This is a genomic window from Synechococcus sp. MIT S9509 (genome assembly GCF_047303035.1).
In the GTDB taxonomy this organism is placed as follows: domain Bacteria; phylum Cyanobacteriota; class Cyanobacteriia; order PCC-6307; family Cyanobiaceae; genus Synechococcus_C.
In genome coordinates, this window is the sequence record NZ_CP138940.1 from 296,843 (window position 1) to 317,682 (window position 20,840).

Annotated in this window: 26 protein-coding genes; 13 read left to right on the plus strand and 13 right to left on the minus strand. The window is 59.3% G+C overall.

The window, feature by feature from the left end:
• Window positions 1-5: 5 nt before the first annotated feature.
• Together ilvN and SIB73_RS01725 are read right to left on the minus strand one after the other, a co-directional pair.
• Window positions 6-536 carry an acetolactate synthase small subunit gene (gene ilvN, locus SIB73_RS01720; protein ID WP_413403435.1) on the minus strand — a complete coding sequence of 177 codons (531 nt, stop codon included), beginning with the start codon at window positions 534-536 and terminating at the stop codon, window positions 6-8.
• Window positions 533-1,513, minus strand: a complete 981-nt coding sequence (locus SIB73_RS01725) for an alpha/beta fold hydrolase (protein ID WP_413403433.1) — start codon at window positions 1,511-1,513, stop codon at window positions 533-535. Before SIB73_RS01725 ends, ilvN begins: the two co-directional genes overlap by 4 nt.
• Before the next feature lie 46 nt (window positions 1,514-1,559).
• On the opposite strand from SIB73_RS01725, the gene SIB73_RS01730 reads away from it, so the two are divergent.
• From SIB73_RS01730 to SIB73_RS01750, 5 genes are all read left to right on the plus strand, one after another.
• Entirely contained in the window at window positions 1,560-2,690 is a 1,131-nt protein-coding gene (locus SIB73_RS01730) for a N2,N2-dimethylguanosine tRNA methyltransferase (protein WP_413403431.1), read from the plus strand.
• Between the two features lie 25 nt (window positions 2,691-2,715).
• Complete coding sequence (petM, locus tag SIB73_RS01735; RefSeq protein WP_011933540.1) at window positions 2,716-2,814, plus strand: cytochrome b6-f complex subunit PetM; 99 nt, start codon at window positions 2,716-2,718, stop codon at window positions 2,812-2,814.
• A gap of 55 nt (window positions 2,815-2,869) precedes the next feature.
• Window positions 2,870-3,832 (plus strand): NAD(P)H-binding protein, encoded by a 963-nt coding sequence (locus SIB73_RS01740; RefSeq protein ID WP_413403429.1) that lies wholly within the window; start codon window positions 2,870-2,872, stop codon window positions 3,830-3,832.
• A 78-nt stretch (window positions 3,833-3,910) separates the two neighbouring features.
• Entirely contained in the window at window positions 3,911-4,126 is a 216-nt protein-coding gene (locus SIB73_RS01745; protein ID WP_413403427.1) for a hypothetical protein, read from the plus strand.
• On the plus strand, window positions 4,126-4,905 hold the full coding sequence (locus SIB73_RS01750) for a methyltransferase domain-containing protein (RefSeq protein ID WP_413403424.1): 780 nt from the start codon (window positions 4,126-4,128) through the stop codon (window positions 4,903-4,905). Before SIB73_RS01745 ends, SIB73_RS01750 begins: the two co-directional genes overlap by 1 nt.
• On the opposite strand, the gene SIB73_RS01755 is transcribed toward SIB73_RS01750, so the two are convergent.
• Together SIB73_RS01755 and SIB73_RS01760 are read right to left on the minus strand one after the other, a co-directional pair.
• Window positions 4,880-5,536, minus strand: coding sequence for a pseudouridine synthase (locus tag SIB73_RS01755; protein WP_413403422.1), 657 nt, complete (start codon window positions 5,534-5,536; stop codon window positions 4,880-4,882). The genes SIB73_RS01750 and SIB73_RS01755 overlap by 26 nt on opposite strands.
• Window positions 5,494-5,742 carry a Nif11-like leader peptide family natural product precursor gene (locus SIB73_RS01760; protein ID WP_413403420.1) on the minus strand — a complete coding sequence of 83 codons (249 nt, stop codon included), beginning with the start codon at window positions 5,740-5,742 and terminating at the stop codon, window positions 5,494-5,496. The genes SIB73_RS01755 and SIB73_RS01760 overlap by 43 nt, the downstream gene beginning before the upstream one ends.
• A gap of 227 nt (window positions 5,743-5,969) precedes the next feature.
• Between SIB73_RS01760 and infA the strand changes: the two genes are divergently transcribed.
• Window positions 5,970-6,239: a translation initiation factor IF-1 gene (infA, locus tag SIB73_RS01765; protein ID WP_006041809.1), complete on the plus strand. Its 270-nt coding sequence runs from the start codon at window positions 5,970-5,972 to the stop codon at window positions 6,237-6,239.
• Window positions 6,240-6,242: 3 nt separating this feature from the next.
• Here the strand turns inward: infA and trxB are convergent, their stop codons facing one another.
• The 3 genes from trxB to SIB73_RS01780 all read right to left on the minus strand — a co-directional run bounded on the left by trxB (window position 6,243) and on the right by SIB73_RS01780 (window position 9,467).
• Window positions 6,243-7,604 (minus strand): thioredoxin-disulfide reductase, encoded by a 1,362-nt coding sequence (trxB, locus tag SIB73_RS01770; RefSeq protein ID WP_413403419.1) that lies wholly within the window; start codon window positions 7,602-7,604, stop codon window positions 6,243-6,245.
• Window positions 7,605-7,766: 162 nt separating this feature from the next.
• The gene (locus SIB73_RS01775; RefSeq protein ID WP_413406523.1) at window positions 7,767-8,015 is read right to left on the minus strand and encodes a hypothetical protein; all 249 of its coding nucleotides are present in this window, start codon (window positions 8,013-8,015) and stop codon (window positions 7,767-7,769) included.
• Window positions 8,016-8,111: 96 nt separating this feature from the next.
• A complete protein-coding gene (locus tag SIB73_RS01780) occupies window positions 8,112-9,467 on the minus strand; it encodes a DEAD/DEAH box helicase (protein ID WP_413406521.1) in 1,356 nt (451 codons plus the stop codon).
• Window positions 9,468-9,647: 180 nt separating this feature from the next.
• Between SIB73_RS01780 and SIB73_RS01785 the strand changes: the two genes are divergently transcribed.
• The gene (locus SIB73_RS01785; RefSeq protein ID WP_413403418.1) at window positions 9,648-9,824 is read left to right on the plus strand and encodes a hypothetical protein; all 177 of its coding nucleotides are present in this window, start codon (window positions 9,648-9,650) and stop codon (window positions 9,822-9,824) included.
• Between the two features lie 37 nt (window positions 9,825-9,861).
• Here SIB73_RS01785 and SIB73_RS01790 read toward each other — a convergent pair whose 3' ends face one another.
• Window positions 9,862-10,440 carry an EF-1 guanine nucleotide exchange domain-containing protein gene (locus SIB73_RS01790; RefSeq protein WP_413403416.1) on the minus strand — a complete coding sequence of 193 codons (579 nt, stop codon included), beginning with the start codon at window positions 10,438-10,440 and terminating at the stop codon, window positions 9,862-9,864.
• 144 nt (window positions 10,441-10,584) lie between these two features.
• Between SIB73_RS01790 and SIB73_RS01795 the strand changes: the two genes are divergently transcribed.
• Genes SIB73_RS01795 through SIB73_RS01810 form a run of 4 tightly spaced genes read left to right on the plus strand, consistent with a single transcriptional unit; the run spans window position 10,585 to window position 14,650 of the window.
• Window positions 10,585-11,703 carry a Re/Si-specific NAD(P)(+) transhydrogenase subunit alpha gene (locus SIB73_RS01795; protein ID WP_413403415.1) on the plus strand — a complete coding sequence of 373 codons (1,119 nt, stop codon included), beginning with the start codon at window positions 10,585-10,587 and terminating at the stop codon, window positions 11,701-11,703.
• The gene (locus SIB73_RS01800) at window positions 11,703-12,047 is read left to right on the plus strand and encodes an NAD(P) transhydrogenase subunit alpha (protein WP_413406519.1); all 345 of its coding nucleotides are present in this window, start codon (window positions 11,703-11,705) and stop codon (window positions 12,045-12,047) included. Before SIB73_RS01795 ends, SIB73_RS01800 begins: the two co-directional genes overlap by 1 nt.
• Window positions 12,047-13,468 carry an NAD(P)(+) transhydrogenase (Re/Si-specific) subunit beta gene (locus SIB73_RS01805; RefSeq protein ID WP_413403413.1) on the plus strand — a complete coding sequence of 474 codons (1,422 nt, stop codon included), beginning with the start codon at window positions 12,047-12,049 and terminating at the stop codon, window positions 13,466-13,468. The genes SIB73_RS01800 and SIB73_RS01805 overlap by 1 nt, the downstream gene beginning before the upstream one ends.
• Before the next feature lie 24 nt (window positions 13,469-13,492).
• The gene (locus SIB73_RS01810; protein ID WP_413403411.1) at window positions 13,493-14,650 is read left to right on the plus strand and encodes a YheT family hydrolase; all 1,158 of its coding nucleotides are present in this window, start codon (window positions 13,493-13,495) and stop codon (window positions 14,648-14,650) included.
• Here SIB73_RS01810 and SIB73_RS01815 read toward each other — a convergent pair.
• Complete coding sequence (locus SIB73_RS01815; RefSeq protein ID WP_413403409.1) at window positions 14,628-14,972, minus strand: (2Fe-2S) ferredoxin domain-containing protein; 345 nt, start codon at window positions 14,970-14,972, stop codon at window positions 14,628-14,630. The genes SIB73_RS01810 and SIB73_RS01815 overlap by 23 nt on opposite strands.
• On the minus strand, window positions 14,969-16,222 hold the full coding sequence (locus SIB73_RS01820; protein WP_413403408.1) for a 1-deoxy-D-xylulose-5-phosphate reductoisomerase: 1,254 nt from the start codon (window positions 16,220-16,222) through the stop codon (window positions 14,969-14,971). Before SIB73_RS01820 ends, SIB73_RS01815 begins: the two co-directional genes overlap by 4 nt.
• An 82-nt stretch (window positions 16,223-16,304) precedes the next feature.
• Here SIB73_RS01820 and SIB73_RS01825 point away from each other — a divergent pair, with 82 nt between their 5' ends.
• Window positions 16,305-17,651: a sodium-dependent transporter gene (locus SIB73_RS01825; protein WP_413406517.1), complete on the plus strand. Its 1,347-nt coding sequence runs from the start codon at window positions 16,305-16,307 to the stop codon at window positions 17,649-17,651.
• 27 nt (window positions 17,652-17,678) lie between these two features.
• Here the strand turns inward: SIB73_RS01825 and SIB73_RS01830 are convergent, their stop codons facing one another.
• Window positions 17,679-18,092, minus strand: a complete 414-nt coding sequence (locus SIB73_RS01830; protein WP_413406515.1) for a DUF2721 domain-containing protein — start codon at window positions 18,090-18,092, stop codon at window positions 17,679-17,681.
• An 83-nt stretch (window positions 18,093-18,175) separates the two neighbouring features.
• Between SIB73_RS01830 and SIB73_RS01835 the strand changes: the two genes are divergently transcribed.
• A complete protein-coding gene (locus SIB73_RS01835; protein ID WP_413406513.1) occupies window positions 18,176-18,415 on the plus strand; it encodes a hypothetical protein in 240 nt (79 codons plus the stop codon).
• Here the strand turns inward: SIB73_RS01835 and cysS are convergent, their stop codons facing one another.
• Both cysS and SIB73_RS01845 read right to left on the minus strand, forming a co-directional pair.
• Complete coding sequence (cysS, locus tag SIB73_RS01840) at window positions 18,416-19,912, minus strand: cysteine--tRNA ligase (protein WP_413406511.1); 1,497 nt, start codon at window positions 19,910-19,912, stop codon at window positions 18,416-18,418.
• Window positions 19,913-20,126: 214 nt separating this feature from the next.
• On the minus strand, window positions 20,127-20,513 hold the full coding sequence (locus SIB73_RS01845) for a hypothetical protein (RefSeq protein ID WP_413403406.1): 387 nt from the start codon (window positions 20,511-20,513) through the stop codon (window positions 20,127-20,129).
• Between the last annotated feature and the right edge of the window lie 327 nt (window positions 20,514-20,840).

The following is a 20,840-nucleotide window of genomic DNA, read 5'->3' on the forward strand; positions in this document are numbered from 1 at the left end:
CCAGGTCAGGCGGGCACGCGTCCGCCGCTGCTGGATGCCTTGAGCATTTCGGTGTTCACCCCGGAGGCTCTTTCAAGAGCCACTTTCCCGGTGCGTGCGATTTCTTCGATGCCATAGGGAGCCATCAGTCGCTCAAGAGCAACCAGTTTTCCCGGATCGCCCACCACCTCGAGCGTCAGAGCATCGTCGGCCACATCAACAACTTTGGCTCTGAACACCTGAACCAGCTCAAGAATCGCGCCTCGCTGTGATGCGGGGGCTGAGACCTTCATCAACATCAGCTCCCGTTCAACGGCAGGGCGCTGGGACAGGTCGAGCACCTGCAGAACATTGACGAGCTTGTCGAGCTGTTTCGTCATCTGCTGCAGCGTGTTCTCATCGCCCTCGACCACCATGGTCAGTCTCGAGCGACCAGCGGCTTCAGCAGGACCAACCGCAAGGCTGTCGATGTTGAAGCCGCGTCGAGCGAAAAGGCCGGCAATGCGGCTCAGGGCGCCGGATTCATCCTCCACCAGAACCGACAGTGTGTGCTTCATGCCTGGTGCCCGATCCCTGATGCGCTTGCGCCTCCCAAATTACGGTCCAGCCAGTGCAGCAGCTCCCGGTGAAAGAGCTCGGGGCATTCGTCGTGGGGGCAATGCCCGACGTTGTCAATGACCTGCAGATCAACCCAGGGGTGCTGGCGTCTGACGGATTCGCCGATCATCAAGGGAACGAAACGGTCCTGCCTTCCCCAGATCAACAGCAATGGAGGTCTTTCGCTCATGTTCTGCAGGCGTTGAAGCAGCACCGGAGCGGTGGCGCTCCTGGGGCGCAGAGCCATGCCCACACTCATCGCCCGCAGGCTTCGCGCAGCGCTGACGCGCAGGGCAGGTTCTGCAATCAGGTCCTGCAGCTCGAGGTCGGATCGGATCGATCGCTGATAGGCCCCCTGCAGCCCTGCGCGCAACAGTCGCGTTCGTGCGATCAGGGGCACGATCAGTTCCAGAGGCAGCAGACGGCAGACGACAGTCACGCTCAACCTGCGCAATCGCCTCAGCCAGCGGGGCAGTTGTTTCGGCAGCGGACGCAGCAGGGTTGGATCCGGCAGTGGAGCCGCTATGGCTGCTTTCACCAGTTCAGGTCGCAGTGCAGCGGTGGTCAGAGCAGTGAGGCCACCGAGAGAGTTGCCCACAAGCACGGCCGGTTGCTGCACCACCTCTTCGAGAAATGCCCCCAGTTGCCTGGACCAGAGTCGATTGTCGAGTGAGAAGCGGCGGTTCAGCCCCGGCTGGTCGGAGCGGCCGAAGCCGATCAGGTCAAGACTGAACACCCGGAAGCCGGCTGCGGCCAGGGCCCCGGCGTTATGTCTCCAGTGGCTGCTGCTGGCTCCGAAACCGTGAATCAGCACGATGGCCGGCGCCGCGGGTTTCCCCAGAACGCGCCAGTGACAGCTCAGACCCATCCAGTTCCATGTACTGGCTTTTCCCCAGTTGGCACCGGTGGAGGCAGGCTGGAGAGCGGTTGCGTGCACGCACCTGGAAGCGCCGGTTTCTCACTATCGCGAAGGAGCCGTCCGCTTGCAGACCGGAACCGGCTTTTTTCGACAGGATTCAAGACCCGCGCGTGATCTGTCGGTTCTGCTGGCGACGCATCAGGTGTCAGAGGCCAACAGGCCCCTGCGCTGGCTGGATCTGATGGCCGGTTGTGGCATCCGCGGGCTGCGCTGGGGGCTTGAGGCCCTTCCTGAAACAAGACCCGAACTGGAGCTGTGGTCGAACGATGCGGATCCGGACCGCAGTGCTCTGCTGGCGTTGAACCTTGAGCCGCTTCACGAGCTGCGTGATCTCTCTTTGACCACGACCTCTTGGGCGGCGGAGCGTCTGCTGCGACAGGCCTATCTCGATCAGACCTTCTTCGACTTGATCGATCTTGATGCTTTCGGTTGCCCGAATGCCCTGCTTCAGTCCGCTCTTGCGGTGCTGCGTTTCGACGGCCTGCTTATCCTCGCCAGCACTGACGGGCGTTCGCCAACCGGCCATGACCGCCCTGCGGCAGTCCGTCGTTTCGGGGCTGCGGCGCGAGCACATCCCGCTAGCTGGGAGCTGGCTCTGCGACTTCAGCTCGCTGCACTGGCGAGGGAAGCCTGGCAATTAGGCCGCGGGCTTGAACCTGTGGCCTGCTTCAGTGAAGGACGCACCTTCCGGCTGGCGGTGCGGTTGCGTCAGCGCGTCGCCGCTGATGAGGAATCGCAGCTGGGCCTGCTGGCACGTTGCCAGCGCTGTGGTGATCAAGCGGTGCAATCCCTGTTGAAGCTCTCGGGCTGGGGGGGATGTCTTTGCACCGATGGCCAGGGACGATGGGCGGTGACAGGGCCGCTCTGGATCGGCCCTCTGCAGAAGCCTGATTTGCTGGCTGATCTGCTTCAGATTGCGGATGCACGTCCCGTGAGCCTCTCGTCTGCTGGGCGGCGCCTGCTGGAACGTCTGCAGACCGATTGCGGATTGCCGGTCTGCTGCTGGTCCACCGCCGAGCTGGCCAGTCGGCTCTCGCTTGATGGGCCGCCTCGACTTGAAGCCCTTGTTCAGTCGCTTGTGAAAGCAGGGCACCGCGCTTGTTCGAGCGCCGTGATGACAGGTCAGCTGCGCACCGATGCGCCATTGACGGTTTTATTACAACAATGCGTTGAACCATCGCCCGGAGATCTTTAAATAGGGGCTGTGAGAGCACTGTCCAATGGCTTCGGAGATTTTCGGGATTGCAGCGGTGTTCTGGGTGCTGATTCCCGTGGGCCTGGCTGGTGGAGCTCTGCTGCTGAAGCTTCAGAAAGACTGATCCCCGCAATGCGAGGGACCGCCAACTAAGCTCCTCGCTGGACTTTGAAAGCCCCATGCAGGTTCTTGTCATTGGTGGAACAGGAACCTTGGGGAGGCAAATCGCCCGCAGGGCCCTTGATCAGGGTCATGATGTCCGTTGCATGGTGGGAACTCCACGGAAAGCACCCTTTTTGCAGGAATGGGGTTGCGAGCTCACTCGAGGTGATCTGCTCAATCCAGCAAGTCTTGATTACGCCCTCGACGGGGTTGACGCCGTTATCGATGCGGCAACCAGTCGTCCTGATGATCCCAGAAGTGTTTATGAGACCGACTGGGACGGCAAACTCAACCTTTTGAGGGCCTGTGAACGAGCCGGGGTCAAACGTTTTGTTTTTCTTTCGCTTCTGAATGCTGAGCAGCATCGAGATGTGCCGTTGATGGACATCAAGTACTGCACTGAAAAACTTCTTAAGGAATCAGAGCTTGATTACACCATCCTTCAGGGTGTTGGGTTCATGCAGGGTGTGATCAGTCAATTCGCCATCCCTGTTCTCGAGAGTCAGACCGTCTGGGTGAGTGGCAGCCCCACATCCATCGCCTATATGAACACGCAGGACATGGCGCGTTTCGCCGTGGCCGCGCTCGACCATTCAGAGACTGTGCGCAAGACATTCCCTGTTGTCGGGCCCAAGGCCTGGAACAGTGGTGAGATTGTTCAGCTCTGCGAGAAAGCTGCCGAGAAGTCGGCGAGGGTGTTTCGTGTGCCGTCCTTCATCATGCGATTCACGGAAGGAATGTGCTCGTTCTTTGAACCTGCGGTGAATGTGGCCGAGCGTCTTGCTTTTGCTGAGGTGGTTGGCAGCGGTGATTCCATGGATGCCCCCATGGAGGCGACCTGCGAGAGCTTCGGAATCGATCCCGGTGAGATCACTCACCTGGAGGACTACATCCAGGAGTACTACGACACCATTCTCAAACGTCTGCGGGCCATGGAGGCTGATCTTGACAAAGATGCCAAGAAGAAACTGCCGTTCTGAGCGCAGACCTGTTTCGTGCCTTGTAGTTGATCTGTACTAGTTGCTTGTTATGCTGATTTCATCTTTTTTCTCCTGAAGATGTCTGTCGCTCAAGTCAAGAATCTGCAGCGACGTCTCGATAACCTTGCTCGCGAAGCTGAGACGGAGCTTGACCGGGCCTGCGGTCACGATCTCTGGCGAAGTGTTGGTTTTGATGCCTTCGACAGTCTTGAGGATGGCGACCGCAGAGCGAGCGCCAATTACTACTACGGTCAGTGGTCGACCGTGCGCGAATTGCAGGAGGCCCTCGGCTGATGAGCGAAGGATGTTGTGGACCGGCTCTGGATCAGACCCAGGCTGTTGAAAAGCGTTATGGCGCAGCGGCAAAGGAGCAGGAAGCCTGTCTCTGCACACCTGTTGCTTTTGATGCCTCCCTGTTGAAAGTCATCCCCGATGAGGTTGTGGCGCGCGACTACGGCTGCGGCGATCCGACTCGCTGGGTTCGCTTCGGTGACATTGTTCTGGATCTGGGCAGCGGCAGCGGCAAAAACGCCTTCATCTGTGCGCAGGTTGTCGGTGCTGGCGGCGCCGTGATCGGTGTTGACCGCAATGCCGACATGTTGGAGCTTGCCCGCGCCGCCGCGCCTGTGGTGGCCGAGAGAGTGGGTTTCAGCAATGTTCGCTTTGTGGAGGGGGCGATCGAAGCTCTGGATGCACCCACCGTGGCGGGTGAGCTGCTGATTCCATCAGCCAGTGTTGATGTGGTGCTGAGTAACTGCGTGCTCAACCTGGTGAATCCCTCCGCTCGAGCGGCTCTGCTCGCCAATATCCGCCGCGTGCTGAGGCCCTCAGGCCGCATCGCCATCAGCGACATCGTTTGTGATCGGCCTGTTCCACAGCATCTTCAACAGGATCCAGAGCTGTGGAGCGGTTGTATCAGCGGTGCATGGGAAGAGGATGCCTTCCTGTCTGATTTCCGTGCACTCGGTTTCAAGGACGTGAGCTACGCCGATCGCTCCGAACAACCCTGGCGTGTTGTTGAGGGCATCGAATTCCGTGCTGTCACGCTCACCGGCGTTTTGGCTGACGGTTGAGTAACCCAATCAAGCGTTGATTCTCGCTTGACCTGAGCTCACGCCACTGGCCTGAAACAAGGCCTTCGATGCTGAGAGCAGGGCCTCCATCCATCAGATCAATGCTCTGGCGGATCAGTCGAAGAGTGGGAAGCCCCACGGCCGCAGTCATGCGACGAACCTGGCGATTGCGCCCCTCCCTGAGGCTGAGTTGCAACCATGTGGTGGGAATGCTCAGCCTGGTGCGGATCGGCGGATTGCGTTCCACCAAGGTCTGCTGCTGTTCGGCTGGAAGACACTCGGCCTTAGCTGGTCTTGTGCGCCGCTGCTTGACCAGCACTCCGCTCCTGAGAGCATCCAGCTGGCAGGTTTCGGGGATGCCTTCGACCTGAACCCAGTACGTGCGCCAGTGACCGAAACGGGGATCGGTCAGGCGTTGTTGCAGCCGACCGTTGGCGGTCAGCACAAGCAGCCCTTCGCTGTCCGCGTCCAGTCGTCCTGCTGCATATACATCAGGGACGTTCACCCAGTCGGCCAGGCATCCCCACTTGCTGCCCGGTTCCGGTGTGAACTGGCTCAGAACTCCGTAGGGCTTGTGAAGCAGAAGGGTCAGGAGTGGTTCCCGAAACAGATCAACAGTGCTTCGCCCCAACTCGAGGCCTTGTTGAGGTGGTCATCATGCAGGTGCTTCATTTTCTCGGCCTGCATTTTCATCATGGTGGCCTGAGTGAACACGTGACCCTTTTCCCTGGCGAGGTTCACCACATGCATGGGAGTCGCGGCCTGTTGCACCTGTTCGCGGACCTGGGAATCAGACTTGGCGAGGTCTACGAAAGCGGCGAGAGCGGACTCGGACACGGCGATCTGGCGTTTTCAGAAGGTTAGGTGGATTTCTGGCGGGCACGCCACAGATTCACAGCACCGATGGAAATCATCAGCAGCCCCAGATCCATGGAGAGGGGAGGGAGGATCATCGGTTCGTCTCGAATTCAGCAGACCTTAGGGAGAGCTCCTCGCCCTTGGGGGTGCTCAGGCAGCGGACGGCCTTCTAAATTGGGGCAAGTTCTGCAGGTCAACGCCAGCGCATGATTGAAACCTCGGGTGTGATCGAGAAGGAACAGGGCAACGGGTTTTATCTCGTGACTCTGGAGCAGCCCGCAGGTCATCAGTGCCTCTGCCGCGCGGCAGGCAAGCTCACCAAATTCAGAATCAAGCTGCTTGCCGGAGACAAGGTGCTGGTGGAAATCAGTCCTTATGACCTGACTCGTGGCCGGATCACTTACAGGGAGCGCAACGCCGGTGCTCCCGGTGGTCGTCCCGGTGGCAACCGTCCTGGCGGCCCGCGTCGTCGTTGAGGATCAGACCTCGGCGAGCAACGAACGGATCGAATCCATGAATTCGCTCCGTTGTTTGACGCCACGCCACTGCTGCTTCAGTTGCTTGTCGAAAAACAGCTGAACGGTGGGTGTGCCGTTGACTCCTGCCTGCTGGGCGATCTCCTGGTCGGCTTCGATATCGATCTCAATTCCCTGGGCCTCCCCCTGGAGTTCATCAAGAACTCTCTTGATCTGGGGCTTGAGCACGTGGCAGGGGCCACAGCTTGGCGAGGTGTAAACCACCAGTAAAGGGCGGTTGCTGTCGTGATAAAGCTTCCTCAGGGCATAGCTTCCCTTTTGCCAGCTGGCGTTGGAGTCGTAGGTCGCTTCAGTGGTTTCAGCCGTGGTCTGCGGAGTGTCGGCCTTGGCTGGTTCTGCCTCATCCCGGGTGATCAGTGTGGCCAGATTGTGATGACTGAGCCAGCGTTCGGCGGCGAGGGCGGCCTGGCAGCCGCTGCCTGCAGCGGTGACTCCCTGGCGCCATTCCCCATCGGCGACGTCGCCCGCTGCAAAAACACCGTCCATGGAGGTCTCGGGCCGGCCGGGCTTGGTGATCAGGTAACCGGTCTGATCACAGTCGAGCTGGTTGCGCACCAGTTCGGTGTTGGGCGTGTGTCCGATCGCATAGAACATGCCCCGCACAGCCAGCTGTTCATCAACTCCGCTGTCACGCCTCCGCAGCTGCAGGCTGTTCAGCCAGTCATCGCCCTGAACATCACTGACCTCGGTGTTCCAGTGAACGCTGATCTGTGGGTTGGCCTGCACGCGATCGCTCATTGCCGCACTGGCGCGCAGACGGTCCGAGCGCACAAGCAGGTGCACCCGGCTTCCGTATTTGGTGAGATAGACCGCTTCTTCGCAGGCTGAATCCCCGCCGCCGACCACAGCCAGTTCTTCGTTGCGGAACTGAGGCGTGGCGCCATCGCAGATGGCGCAGGCGCTGATGCCCTTGCTCCAGAAGAGGTCCTCATTGGGCAGGCCGAGCCGGTTGGCACTGGCCCCTGTGGCGATGATCACGGATTGCGTTTCAACAATCCGACCCTCAACCTCAATTCGGTATGGGCGCTGGCTGAGATCAATGTGGTCAGCGTCCGCTTCAAGCAGTCTCGTTCCCCAGCGCGTCGCCTGGGCTTTCATCAGATCCATCAGGTCCGGCCCCAGAACACCATCTGGGAATCCGGGAAAGTTTTCAACATGGGTGGTGGTCATCAGCTGGCCACCGGGAATTCCACCCCGCTGGAATCCTGTGACCAACAGAGGGTTGAGGTTGGCACGGGCGGCATAGATGGCAGCGGTGTATCCGGCTGGGCCGGACCCCACGATCACCAGATTTTCAACCGCCATGCTTATCCGGAGTGATTATGAGTTGACTTTAATCTCCGCGACGAAACGACAGAGGAAGGGAGAAAACGAATCAGATCAACAATATGAGTCAAATTTGATCATCTCAGATGTACAAATTGGGCCGCAAAGCCTCAAGGTTTCGATACAAATTTCAGTCTTTCTTTAGATTTCAACGGCTCCGTCGGTGGCACCGTCACGCTCCAGGTGATGGTGTTTGCCTTGTGTTCTCTGAAGACTCAACACAGAGTCCTCAAGAAGTTCAGGATGCTCTCCCAGGCAGGTAATCCATTCTCTGAATTCCTGCGTTAAGGCATAGCTGTCTTCGTAGCGCTCAGCACTGTCCAGAACTGCGATCCTGGTTGTTGCCCAGCAGGTGGCAACGTTGACTCGACGTTCAATTGCTGCATCCATGTCTGTCTCCCAGATGGCGATCAGGCTGATGGTTGATGGGTCCAAATCAGGCCGGATTTCGCAGAATGTCGCATTTTTTCTTGAGAAAGAATGTTTTCAACGCTGCAAAAATCCTGGTAACTGCGGTGTGCGCATCCGAATCACAGCACCTGCACCGTCCTCAATCGCTTCCATGGGCAGCGACGGACCTCGCCAGTCACTTTCCGGATTGCCGTCGCTGTCTACGGCGCTTTGCGGGGCTGCAATGCGGTAAGGCTCGGAAAGAGACCAGCTGCGGGCGTACTGCATCAGCAATGGATCCGCTGGAGCGAACACGTAGGAGGGTTCGCGCGGCACCGCTTCCAACGAGGCTCTTTCGCTGCACATGCGCACGGCTCTGGTAATTCCCTGAACGAACCGACTGCGTGTCACCACGGTCGTCAGGTAGGCGACCACCCTCAGCCTTGATGCGTCGAATCCCTCCGCGCACATGTCAATGCTCACCAGCCAGTCGGCATTACCGCTCTGAAAACGATTGAGACGCTCAGGGGCTCCCGGGTCCTGGGAATGAACGAGGTCCACCCGGTCGCCCTCCTCCTCCAGCAGAAAGGTGATGCTGCGGGCGTGCTCAATGTCACGGGCGATCACCAGTCCACCGGCACGTGGGTGCCGTCTGCGAACGCTTTCGAGCTTGGTGCGGGCTCTCAGCAGCAACAGCTGGGCAATGCTGCTGCTGTCGGAAAGACGAATGGCGCGGCGTAGATTTCTCGCTCGCCAGCTCTCTCTCTGTTCAGCTGACATTGGCGAAACCTCCCGCTCCGGGATCCCTTGCTTGGCGTGTTCCACCCAGCCGTCCTGGAAACGGAATTCCAGAGGACGAACATCACCGGCTTTGATCAGTTCTCGGGGTTCCACCGACAGATCGGGATGGATCTGTTCCACCAGCTGGCCGGCTTCCTCAACCCGCACCCGTCGGGCGGCGCAGAACGCGAGGTTGTCCGCGCGGAACGGTGTTCCCGTCAAACCGAGACGTAACCGGGCATGGCTGCTGAGCTCCAGAAAGGTTCGCCCCCAGACAGGGCCGTCGGGTTCGTCAGGGTCAACTCCCAGGTGATGCGCTTCGTCGGCGATGGCCAGCAGCAGCTCCGGGTTCCAGCAGCTGAGTTCGGATTTCAGGTCATCCTGCTGGCGTCCTGCGCCCTGGTAGCTGAGCAGCCACCCATCCGCCTCGTCTGAGGCGCTGTCAGGCCCGTTCCAGAGATCAAGCTGCAGATCCAGCTGGGTTGCAGCATTCCTCCACTGGTTGAGGATCGAGGTGCGATGGCAGAAGATCAGAGCGCGTTGAAGCCTGCCCTCCGACTGCATCGCCTGAAAGGCAAGCAAAGCCCCAAGAGTTTTGCCCGCTCCTGGACCGGCATGAATCAGAACATCACGGCCAGCAGTCGTCTCTGGGTCAAGCCGTCTGCGCAGCAGCTGAATCAGCTGCTGCTGCCATTGTCTGGGACGAATCCTCCTGGATGGAAGCTCGACACCAAGCGCGAAGGACGGAGTGTTGATGGCGGCGCTGAAAGATAGGTCTTTCTAACCATTCCAATCGCTTGCGCCACCCTTAACTTCCGACCATCAGCCCCTGGGGTTCGGCCCCCTGCCGCCATGGCCAGAAGCCTTCTCCGTTACTCGTTCAGCCCTGAATCCCGCCGCTGTCTTGAGCGTTGCTGGTCTTTGGAATGCGATCTTGACCCGCTGATCCTTCGCGCGCGGCTCCTCCACGGTCAGGGCCTCCGCCCGCAGGCGTTGTCTGTGGAGGAGGAGCTTCAGCCGATCTTCTGAAGCTCCTCACCCTCTGGCTGATCGGTGCGTTCAGATTTCAGAGCGATTCGGTGTGATTACGGAGCAGCCGCTCCACCTCCATCACACCCTCTGAAGCCGCCTTCTGGGCGCGATCAGCCTGACCGCCTGCCGGCTCGAGGATTTTCGATGTCAGGCGATCCATCAGCTCCGCTCTGTTGTCTTTCAGAAGCGTCAGGATCTCCTTGTTGATCAAATGTCTGACGGCTTCACTGCGCAGGTGATCATCAGATGCTTCATCGAAAGTGCCCTGAACGAGCTCCTGGATGAACAGACGATGAACCTCACTGCTGCGCAGAAAACTTTCGGTGGCGTTGATGATTCCATCCACCAGGGTGCGATCAGGTTCGGAATCCAGTTCCCTGAGTTTGAACTCCCAGTCGAGATGACGTCGCTGCCAGCCTGCTGCATGCAGGCTCGGCATCACGGTCTGGGAGAACGTGTCCACCGACATCTCATAAATGCGTTCGGCCAGGCGTTCGCACCATTCACGACCGTGTTCAGCCAGAAGGTGTTCCATCGTGCTGCGGTCCACGGCATGACCGCCGTGGTGGCTGTGGCAGACGCCATCAGGGCATTCGATTGCGGTGAGTCCCATGCTGTTGCAGACAGGACCCTCTCCCTAGCTACAGGCTTCAGGCTTAAACCCCCTTCTTCAGAAAAGATGCAGGGCCCTCACCCGTGACCTCCTAATCTCAGCTGGGTCGGCGGCATCACGAACTTGCCCATACTGTTGATCCCGGTGGAGACCGCAGCGGGCGAAACCCGCGTTGCAGCTTCTCCGGAAACCGTCAGGAAATTCACTGCACTCGGCTGCAGGGTTGTCCTCGAAAAAGGGGCTGGACAGGCGTCCGGCTATCTGGATGAGGCCTATGTCGAGGCCGGAGCGGAACTCGTGTCCCGAGGGGACAGTTCGGCCTGGTCCCAGGCTGATGTGTTGCTCTGCGTTCAATCCCCCTCAGGGACTGCTCTGAGTCAGCTCCGTCGCGGCTCTCTGGTGGTGGGTCTGCTCGCTCCCTACGCCAACGCTGAGCTGGCTGGGGTACTGCATCAAGCCGGTCTTTCGGCCATGGCCCTTGAACTGCTGCCTCGCATCAGCCGTGCTCAGTCTGCTGACGCGCTGTCGTCCCAGGCCAATATCGCCGGCTACAAGGCCGTTCTCCTGGCCTCAGCTGCGCTGGACCGTTATTTCCCAATGCTGATGACGGCGGCAGGAACCGTTCAGCCTGCCCGTGTTGTGATTCTTGGTGCCGGAGTGGCAGGTCTGCAGGCGGTTGCCACGGCACGCCGGCTGGGCGCCGTTGTGTACGTCAGTGACATCCGCCCGGCTGTGAAGGAGCAGGTGGAATCGCTTGGAGCCCGCTTCATTGACCCACCTGAGATGGAGGACAAGCCTGCGGAATCCGGTGGCTACGCCAAGCAGGCCTCTGATGCTTTTCTTGCCGCACAACGTCAGCAGCTTTCAGACCAGCTGGCTGAGGCGGATGTGGCCATCTGCACCGCTCAGGTCCCAGGTCGTCGTGCTCCACGGTTGATCAGTGAAGACATGCTCGATCGCATGCGCCCCGGAGCCGTGGTTGTGGATCTGGCGGTTGCCCAGGGCGGCAACTGTGCAGACACCGTTTCTTCGCAGACTGTGGATCGCAACGGTGTGAAGTTGATTGGCGCCAACGATCTGCCCTGCACGGTTCCTAATCACGCCAGTGCGATGTATGCCCGCAACCTGCTGGCTTTGCTTCAACCGACCCTGAAGGATGGTCAGCTCAGTCTTGACAGCGAGGACGAGCTGATCGCTGGATGTCTGATCAGTCATGACGGCACCATCCGCCGCGGAGATGTTCTCACCCCAGAAGCCAAATGATGGATTCACTTTTTCTAATGGGAGCGGCAACGGCCTCCCAGACCCCACCACTGGTGAATGCCCTCTGGGTTTTGCTGCTCGGAAGCCTGCTTGGTTTTGAGCTCATCGGCAAGGTTCCTCCGACGTTGCACACGCCTTTGATGAGTGGGGCCAACGCCATCTCCGGCATCACGATGCTGGCCGCACTCACCGCGATCATCAAAGCCGATGGAAGCACTCCTCTGCTGGTTCTGGGCTCCATCTCCCTGGGTTTCGCTCTGTTCAACGTGATCGGCGGCTTCCTGGTCACTGACCGCATGCTCGCCATGTTCAGCCGCAAGCCCGCCCGCAAGGAGAACAGCTGATGGAGATCCTCAACTACGTCATCGACCTCGTTGCCGTTCTGCTGCTGGCGCTCGGCATCAAAGGTCTTTCCAAGGTGCGTTCTGCGCGCAGTGCCAATCAGCTTGCCGCTGTGGCCATGGCACTTGCTGTGATTGGGCTGCTGATCAGTTATCTGGGCACCCCCAGCTTTGATGGTCAGGCCTGGATCTGGATCATCATCGGCACGACAGTCGGTGGCGTGCTGGGTGCGATCACGGCCCAGCGGGTGCCGATGACATCCATGCCTGAAACCGTGGCCTTGTTCAACGGCTGTGGCGGCATGTCATCGCTTTTGGTGGCCCTGGCTGCGGCACTCTTCCCCGGCACGCTCGACGACGGCACGCTCGTTGCGGTGGTGTCGATTGTGATCTCCGTCTTCGTTGGCTCCATCACCTTCACAGGTTCGATCGTGGCGATGGCAAAGCTTCAGGGCTGGCTTTCAACGCCTCCCTGGATGCAGAGCAAGATCCGCCACCTGGTCAACATCGCTCTGGCCGTTGTCTGTCTTGTGGCTGCGATCAAGTTGATCACCTCCGACGGCAGCAGTCAGGCCGCCCTGTGGTTGCTTGTGATCGCTTCAGGCCTGCTGGGAATCGGCGTCACCCTGCCGATCGGCGGCGCTGACATGCCCGTGGTGATCTCCCTGCTGAACAGCTATTCAGGTGTGGCCGCGGCTGCCGCTGGTTTTGTGGTGGGCAGTCAGCTTCTGATCGTGGCCGGTGCCATGGTCGGCGCCGCTGGTCTGATCCTCACCCAGGTGATGTGCAACGGCATGAACCGATCACTGGTTTCGGTTCTGTTCGGTGGAGCTCTGGGGGCCGGCTCCTCCTCCGGCGGCGGCGGCGGTGAATACACCAACATCACCAGCTGCAGCGTTGAGGAGTGTGCTCTCACTCTCGAAGCGGCAGAGCGGGTGGTGATCGTGCCCGGTTACGGCCTTGCTGTCGCCCAGGCCCAGCACACGCTCAGGGAGGTCACCCGATCCCTGGAAGCCGCCGGAATTCAGGTTGATTACGCCATTCATCCAGTGGCTGGGCGCATGCCGGGTCATATGAATGTGCTGCTTGCTGAAGCCGATGTGCCCTACGAGCAGCTCAAGGAAATGGACATCATCAACCCTGATTTTCCCGCCACCGATGTGGTCCTGGTGCTTGGGGCCAACGATGTCGTCAATCCCCAGGCCAAGAACGACCCAGATTCACCCCTCTACGGCATGCCGGTGCTTGATGTTCAGCAGGCCCGAACGGTTTTTGTTGTGAAACGCGGCATGAGTGCTGGTTACTCCGGGATCAAGAACGATCTCTTCGAGCTGGCCAACACATCGATGGTGTTTGGCGATGCCAAGAAAGTGCTGGGTGATCTGCTCGGTGAGCTCAAGGAGCTTGGAGTTGGTAAGAAGTGATCAGATCGGTCTGAACGACCTTTGATGGGTTCCCACTCCCACGATCAGCACAACCCCCGGTTGCTCAGGCAGCTGGGGGTTGTGCCTTATCAACAGCGCTGGCCCTGGCTGGGCGGTGATCTCCAGACCCTGCGTGACACGATTCGGCCCTTGCCTCTCCCTGATGATCAGGGTGAGCCGATTCGTATTGCTGTTCCCGCGCTGGCCAGTGGCGCTGCAGCAGCGGGGGAGTTGCTGGCCTTTCTGGATCCTCCTTTGCCTACGCCTGCGGGTGATCCGGTTTCCCCACGTGCCCTCGTTCTGGCCCTTCATGGCTTGGGTGGTTCCAGTCGGCGGGAGGGCCTGCGTCGTCTGGTTCTCACTCTGCAGAGGCAGGGTTTTGCTGTGCTGAGGCTCAATCTGCGGGGAGCCGATCCCGGCAGAGATCTGGCGGGTGGCACCTATGCCGCCACCTGCAACAGCGATCTGCTGCCAGTGATGGTGCGTGCCCGTGAGCTGTGCCGGCAGCTGGCACCCTCCGGCTCGGTCCTTCCCCTCTTCGGGGCTGGCGTATCTCTCGGCGGCACGATGCTTCTGAACGCTTGCCTGTCCAGTGCCGGAGACAGGACCGCAGCCGGACTTCCCTCCGACCAGCAGGTGCTCGATGGCTTGTTCTGCGCCAGCAGCCCCCTGGATCTGGCCGCCTGCAGCGCCTCGATCGAACGACCGCGCAACCGTGTGTATCAGCGTTGGTTGCTGCAACGCCTGGTGAAACAGACTCTTGCAGATCCCTTCGGTGTAAGCCCGCGGGAAAATGAGTCACTGATCAACGATCCTCCGCGTTCCATCCGCGCCTTTGACGCAGTGGTCACCGCCCCTCGCTGGGGATTCGACTCCGTGGACGCCTACTACTCCGGGGCCTCTCCACTGCGGTTGCTGCTCGATGACCGGCGTGCATTGCCACCCACCCTGCTGCTTCAGGCTCTTGATGATCCCTGGGTGCCAGCGGCTGGAGCCACGCGTTTGCTTTCAGCCCTCACCTCGCAGCCGGCTGATCAGCATGAACCCGTGTCGGTTCTTCTCACTGAGAGAGGCGGCCACAACGGCTTTCACGCTCCCGGTGACAGCCTGGAGAGCGGATGCTGGTCTGATCGTGTGGCTTCGGCCTGGCTGAGCCAACTCAGCTCTGTTGAGGCACGCTGAAGGGGCTGCGGCGGATCACCCAGTCTTCACACGGACATCCACCGATCACATGCTCTTCGAGGATGCGTCTGATCCGCTCCGGTGTGACAGCTCCATACCAGATTCCATCGGGCCAGATCAGCAGCACGGGCCCCTGCTGGTCGCAGGCCCTCAGGCAGTCAGCCTTGCTGCGCAGCACAACGCCCTCCGGTCGGTCCGGACGCTCCAGTGCCAGCTCCCGAACTCCCAGCTTCAGGGCTTCCCAGCTTGCCGCGCCCAGGGCTGGATCACAGCATTTGGCCTTGGTTGCCGTGGCACAGAGAAGCAGGTGGTGACTGATCACGCCGCCATTGCAGTCAGCGGCAGTCGCCGTGTGCCCCGCTCAACCTGTTCGCGCACGGCAAGACGGGCCCACTGATCCACCGCCAGCACATCATCCAGTTGTGGTCGGTCAACACGGTCGGATTTATGGCGCTCGCAGGCTGTCTCAATCAGATCGGGGATGTCGAGAAAATGGACCCGTTCCTCAAGGAACTGGGCCACCGCTTCCTCATTCGCTGCATTGAGCACAGCCGGCATGGTTCCACCGGCTCTGCCGGCGGCGTAGGCCAGTTCCATGCAGGGATATTTGGCGGGATCCGGTTGATTGAAGGTGAGTTGCCCGACTTCGGTGAGATTCAGTCGTCTCCAGGGTGTCTCCAGTCGAGATGGCCAGCTCATGCAGTAGAGGATCGGCAGCTTCATGTCGGGCCATCCCAGCTGAGCCAGCACCGAGGAGTCAGCCAGCTCGATCATCGAATGAATGATGCTCTGAGGGTGGATGACAATTTCAATGTGGTCGTAGTCGAGGCCGAACAGATAGTGCGCTTCGATCACCTCAAGCCCCTTGTTCATCAGCGAGGCTGAATCAACGGTGATCTTTCTGCCCATGCTCCAGTTGGGGTGGGAGGTTGCATCCGCCACCGAGGCTTTCTCCAGATCGGCCGTGGCCCAATCACGGAAGGCACCACCTGATGCCGTGAGCTGAATCCGTCGCAGCCCCGGAGTGGGCACACCTGTTGAAAGGCGCGCATTGTCAGCCCAGGGGGTGCCCTGCAGGCACTGGAAGATGGCGGAGTGTTCGGAATCGGCCGGCAGCAGCCTGCTGCCGCTTTTCTTGAGCTCCGGCAACACCACCGGACCAGCTGCGATCAGGGTTTCCTTGTTGGCCAGCGCCAGATCCTTTCCGGCCCGGATAGCCGCCAGCGTCGGCAGCAGGCCCGCACAGCCAACGATGCCCGTCACCACCAGGTCCGCCGTGTCCCATGAGGCCGCCACGTTCAGTCCACCGGGACCGCCCACCAGTTCCGGTTGCCGTTGCGGCCGCAGATCAGCCGGGAGTGAGGCCAGCCGCTCCTCCAGTTCCCCTAGGAGAGATTCGTCAGCCAGCGCAACCACCTCCGGGCTGTGTCGCTGGATCTGTTCCACCAACAGCGGCAGGTTGCGACCTGCAGTCAGAGCAACCACCCGGAACTGGTCCGGGAATTCCTGAACGATTTCGAGAGTCTGAGTGCCAATTGAGCCGGTGGAGCCCAGCACGCTGATGGCTTTCACGCGGATCATGGCGATTGCAGCCATCCTCCCACTTCAATTCCAGGCCCTGGCAAACTTCGGCCAGCGCACTGTGTTCACGTTCATGGCGGCAGCGCAGAAGGAGCACTGGGGATCAGGGCTGGGTTTTGTCCTGGCGGCAGCAGGCAGTGCAGTGGGTCTGGGCAACCTCTGGGGATTCGCATACCGAGCCTCCCAGGGAGGCGGAGGCAGTTTCGTACTCCTTTATGTGCTCATTGTTGCAGTGATCTGTCTGCCGGTACTGGTGGCTGAGATGGTGCTGGGTCGCAACAGCGGTCGCAGCCCTCTGCTGGCACCCGCCCAGGTGGCCGGCCGTGACTGGAAACCGATGGGTTGGCTTTTTGTGATTGCCCCCTGCGGAATCCTGGCTTTCTACGCCGTACTGATGGGCTGGACCGCTCAGACCCTGATTCATGCTCTCAACGTGGGGCTGCCCCAGACCATGGAGGACGCCCAGCTGTTCTTCAACACCATCAGCGGCGGCAACTCTGCATTGGCTGGGCAGGCCATCAGCCTTCTGCTGACCGCTGCTGTTGTCTCAGCGGGCGTGCAGGCCGGCATCGAGCGACTGTCGCGCTGGGCGCTGCCACTTCTCTTTGTGTTGCTGGTAGCCCTTGCGATCTGGGCCAGCACGCTCCCGGGAGCGATTGATGGTTACAGGACCTTCCTGCTGCGCTGGGACGGCCGGGAACTGATGAACATCACCACAATCCGCAATGCCTTCAGCCAGGCCTTCTTTTCGATCGGCACCGGAATCGGATCGATCATGGCGTATTCGGCCTATCTGAACCGCAAGGCTCCTGTCCCTCAGCAAGCGGTTTCGGTGGTGGGGCTCGACACCGCAGTGGGTCTGCTGGCGGGCATGCTCACGTTCCCCTTGGTGATCAGCTTCGGGCTGGGAGATGCGGTCAGTGAGTCCACGATCGGCACGATCTTTCTCGCTCTGCCCACAGGTCTGGCCTCCATCGGTGCGACAGGACGAATCGTGGCTGTTGCCTTTTTCTCCCTGGCCTATCTCGCTGCGATCACCTCGTCGGTGTCGCTGCTGGAAGTCCCGGTGGCGTCATTGATGGATCGGTTGAACTGGAGCCGCACCAAGGCGACCTGGCTCAGCGCGGCTGTGATTTTTGTTGTCGGACTCCCCGCTGCCACGAATCTGCAGGTGCTTGGAGCGATGGATGCCCTGTTCGGAGGAGTGCTGCTGATTGCCGGCGGATTGCTGATTGCCGTGCTGATGGGATGGGTTGTGCCCCAGACCTTCCTCGCTGACCTCAAGGACAGCACCGTCACCAGAGCAGCAACCTCCGGTCTGATCCTGTTCTTTCTTCGCTGGGTCTCACCGGTCGTGATTTCTGTCGGTCTCTTGATCAGCGTGGTGGATCTGATCCGCAACTGGACCGGGCAGAGCTGACCATTGTTTGTGGTTTGAACAGCGTGTTCAGAACAGTCGGTTGATGTGAGCGGAAGCCATCCGCACCTCTCTCAGAAAACAGATTGACGCTGTCATCACCAGCAGCATTGCCGTGATGAACAGGGGAACCACCACCAGCGTGAGGTTGACGCGGCTGATCACGCTGAAAAACATCACGGCGACCACGGCCGAGATCAGCAGAGTTGCGGCTGTGAGCATCTCGATGGCACGGATCGTGAGCTGCATGCGCCTGCGGTACCCCCATTGCTCGCGTTGATCGACTGTTTCGCCCGCATCAAGGGCCGCCTTGGTCTTGCGGGCGTTATCGACAATCCGCGCCAGACGGCCCGAGATCACATTCATCAAGGCACCGATGCCGGCCAGAAGAAACACCGGGGCAACCGACAGCTGGATTGCTTTGGAGAGGCTCTCGGGTTCCATGGGCATCTCGCCGATCCAGGGCGAACCTTAGAGCTCACGCAATGGAAATCCGGTAGACAGGGTCTGTGATGCACGCCAACAGGATGCTCTGGCTCAAACGCTGGAATTTCATCGAGAGAGCCAGGCTTGAGCGGGAGCTGTGGGATGCCTTCGAAGCCAAGCAGGATCCTGAGGCCAAGTTGGAGCAACTGCGGAGCTGGATCGACGCTGCCGATCCCGATGATCCCGCTCTGGCCGAGCAGCGTTTCAGGCTTGAGGTCTGGACCACCACACTGGCGCGCATCCGCAAGATCGAGGCGATGATGGCTTCGAAAGAGCGGTGATCAACGGCGACGCCATTCGGTCGTGCCGCCGGGTTTGTCGATCAGTTCAATCCCCTGAGCGGCAAGTTCCTCCCGGATCCGGTCGGCTTCAGCAAAATCCTTGGCCTGCTTGGCGGCCTTGCGTGCAGAGATCGCTGCTTCGATCTCGCTGCTCTCCTCACATGCTGTGTTGGAGTCCTCCATGGTTTGCTGAGGCTCATACCTGAGTCCGAGCACGGCGGCGAGCTCACGCAGCAACAGCCAGCGTTGATGCAGGGCATTCAGGTCATCCGGCTTTTTCACTTGCTCTCCACGCTCCAGTCGGTTGGCTGTCGACTTCAGTGGTTTGGCCAGTTCAAACAGCACTGCGAGGCCTCCAGAGCTGTTCAGGTCCTGATCCATGGCCTGGGTGAAGCGGTCGCGTGCAGCCATGAGAACCTCATCAACGTCGAGGTTCTGAGCATGCATGGCACCGGATGGCAGATCTTCTGCTCCGGGCCAGCCCATCTGGTCGGACCACCGGCGACCAAGGCCAAGAGCTGCATTGAGCCCTTTCCAACCGGTGCTTGCCGCGTCCAGCGCATCAGCTGTGAAATCGAGTGGTTTGCGGTAATGCGCCTGGAGCACAAAAAGTCTCAGCGTCATTGCTGAGACTCCGCTGTCGAGCAGCGAGCGGATTGTTGTGAAATTGCCCAGCGACTTCGACATTTTGGTGCCGCCCACATTCACCATGCCGTTGTGCATCCAGATCCGGGCTAACTGCGCTTCATTCGCAGTTTCTGACTGAGCAATTTCATTTTCATGGTGAGGAAAAACAAGATCTCCGCCGCCGAGATGAATATCAATTGTTGTGCCGAATTCTTCGCGAACCATGGCTGAGCATTCGATATGCCACCCGGGCCGTCCCCGACCCCAGGGTGACTCCCATCCTGGTTCTCCGTCTTTGGTTTTTTTCCAGAGCGCGAAGTCAAAGGGATGTCGCTTGCGTGCATCCTCCTCCTCATTGATGCGGCCACTGGCCCCTTGTTTCTGCTCGTTGGGGTCTCGCCCACTCAGCTGTCCATAATTCTTCGCTTTGGAAATATCGAAATACACATCGCCGTCGGAGCTGTAGGCAGCTCCTTTGGTTTCAAGTTCTCCGATCAGAGTTTGAATGCCTGGGATACAACAGGTCGCCCTGGGCATTTTGTCTGCAGGCAGAATGTGCAGGCGTGCCATATCGATTTCAAAAGCTTTGATATTTTTTTCACTGACTTCCTCCATGGTTGAGCCCTCGGAAGTAGCCCTGTTCAGTATTTTGTCGTCGATATCCGTGTAGTTCTGAACAAACGTGACGTCGTAATCGCACCAGATCAGATAACGCCGCAGAACATCCCAGTTGATGTAACTGCGTGCATGGCCCAGATGACAAAGGTCGTAAACCGTCACCCCACAGCAGTAGATCGTTGCCTTGCCTGCCTCCAGCGGTTCGAAGTCTTCGGTGCGATTGCTCAGGCTGTTCGTGAGGCGCAGTGGCAAAGGTCTGATCAGGCTCTCCAAGGAGGTTACGGCCCGCCCACTCCTGCATCGCCCAGGAATCGGCTGGTTGCTGCAGTGTTGTTACCGATCTGTTGTCTTTACTGCCCCCCTGCAGTTCCCAGGGATGTCGATGGCCTGTGGGTTGCACTTGCCCTTGGTTGATGATTGTTGTGATTCAGAGCTTCTTGTTGAGGTTCGTTGTTGCCCCCTCTCCCTAGGTTGGGCTAAAGCCGTTCCATGATTTTCGGCCGACTATTTTCAGTAATTGTCCAAGGACTGAGCGTCTTGACTCATTCTCTCCCTGGTCACTGATTTGAATCAGGTATTCGTGCTGGCTGCCGTTGCCTCGCTGCCTGGAACAAATCACCCTCACATCATCGTACCCAATGGGGAAATCATGATTGAGTGGAATATCAAGGATCCATTCGGCCACAAACAGGAGGAAATCGCAGATCACTGGATTGATGTATTCCTCATCTTCCTGTAAGTCACCGCATGCAACCATTTGTTCCTTGCTTTGTGGCGTGTAGGTGACGAATGAGAAGAAACGAGGTGCACCGGTCGGCTGAAGGTATAGTCCATGAAAAGCTCTTCGGGGCATGGCGTTTTGCTCAGTCGTGAATGGATTGCATCACTAAGGTGTTGAAGAGTTCTGGGCCAAACTGCGCTTTGACCGTCAGTTCAAGCATCCTCCAGATTTGCTTGCAACTTGGAATGGGCTCGTGAAAGCCCCCAATCGCCTGCCAGTTGTTCATAGCTCATTGCAGAGAATTCTTGAAAAGAGGTAATTGCCTGGAACCCATGTTGATTTCCGAAGTTTGAGTTCCGAAGACTTGTATCAATCTCACGATGGTTTTAAAGGTGTTTGATTGAAGTCTGAGTTTCAGCGGATGATGCATCCAGAGCTAGGCGTAGTGGCGGGATGATT

What these genes read in the sequence shown, in the direction of transcription:
- ilvN (WP_413403435.1), bottom strand. Translation starts at nt 536, where the DNA reads ATGAAGCACACACTGTCGGTTCTGGTGGAGGATGAATCCGGCGCCCTG.
- petM (WP_011933540.1), top strand. Translation starts at nt 2,716, where the DNA reads ATGGCTTCGGAGATTTTCGGGATTGCAGCGGTGTTCTGGGTGCTGATT.
- SIB73_RS01740 (WP_413403429.1), top strand. Translation starts at nt 2,870, where the DNA reads ATGCAGGTTCTTGTCATTGGTGGAACAGGAACCTTGGGGAGGCAAATC.
- SIB73_RS01745 (WP_413403427.1), top strand. Translation starts at nt 3,911, where the DNA reads ATGTCTGTCGCTCAAGTCAAGAATCTGCAGCGACGTCTCGATAACCTT.
- SIB73_RS01750 (WP_413403424.1), top strand. Translation starts at nt 4,126, where the DNA reads ATGAGCGAAGGATGTTGTGGACCGGCTCTGGATCAGACCCAGGCTGTT.
- infA (WP_006041809.1), top strand. Translation starts at nt 5,970, where the DNA reads ATGATTGAAACCTCGGGTGTGATCGAGAAGGAACAGGGCAACGGGTTT.
- trxB (WP_413403419.1), bottom strand. Translation starts at nt 7,604, where the DNA reads ATGGCGGTTGAAAATCTGGTGATCGTGGGGTCCGGCCCAGCCGGATAC.
- SIB73_RS01775 (WP_413406523.1), bottom strand. Translation starts at nt 8,015, where the DNA reads ATGGATGCAGCAATTGAACGTCGAGTCAACGTTGCCACCTGCTGGGCA.
- SIB73_RS01785 (WP_413403418.1), top strand. Translation starts at nt 9,648, where the DNA reads ATGGCCAGAAGCCTTCTCCGTTACTCGTTCAGCCCTGAATCCCGCCGC.
- SIB73_RS01790 (WP_413403416.1), bottom strand. Translation starts at nt 10,440, where the DNA reads ATGGGACTCACCGCAATCGAATGCCCTGATGGCGTCTGCCACAGCCAC.
- SIB73_RS01800 (WP_413406519.1), top strand. Translation starts at nt 11,703, where the DNA reads ATGGATTCACTTTTTCTAATGGGAGCGGCAACGGCCTCCCAGACCCCA.
- SIB73_RS01805 (WP_413403413.1), top strand. Translation starts at nt 12,047, where the DNA reads ATGGAGATCCTCAACTACGTCATCGACCTCGTTGCCGTTCTGCTGCTG.
- SIB73_RS01810 (WP_413403411.1), top strand. Translation starts at nt 13,493, where the DNA reads ATGGGTTCCCACTCCCACGATCAGCACAACCCCCGGTTGCTCAGGCAG.
- SIB73_RS01825 (WP_413406517.1), top strand. Translation starts at nt 16,305, where the DNA reads ATGGCGGCAGCGCAGAAGGAGCACTGGGGATCAGGGCTGGGTTTTGTC.
- SIB73_RS01830 (WP_413406515.1), bottom strand. Translation starts at nt 18,092, where the DNA reads ATGGAACCCGAGAGCCTCTCCAAAGCAATCCAGCTGTCGGTTGCCCCG.
- SIB73_RS01835 (WP_413406513.1), top strand. Translation starts at nt 18,176, where the DNA reads ATGCTCTGGCTCAAACGCTGGAATTTCATCGAGAGAGCCAGGCTTGAG.
- SIB73_RS01845 (WP_413403406.1), bottom strand. Translation starts at nt 20,513, where the DNA reads ATGCCCCGAAGAGCTTTTCATGGACTATACCTTCAGCCGACCGGTGCA.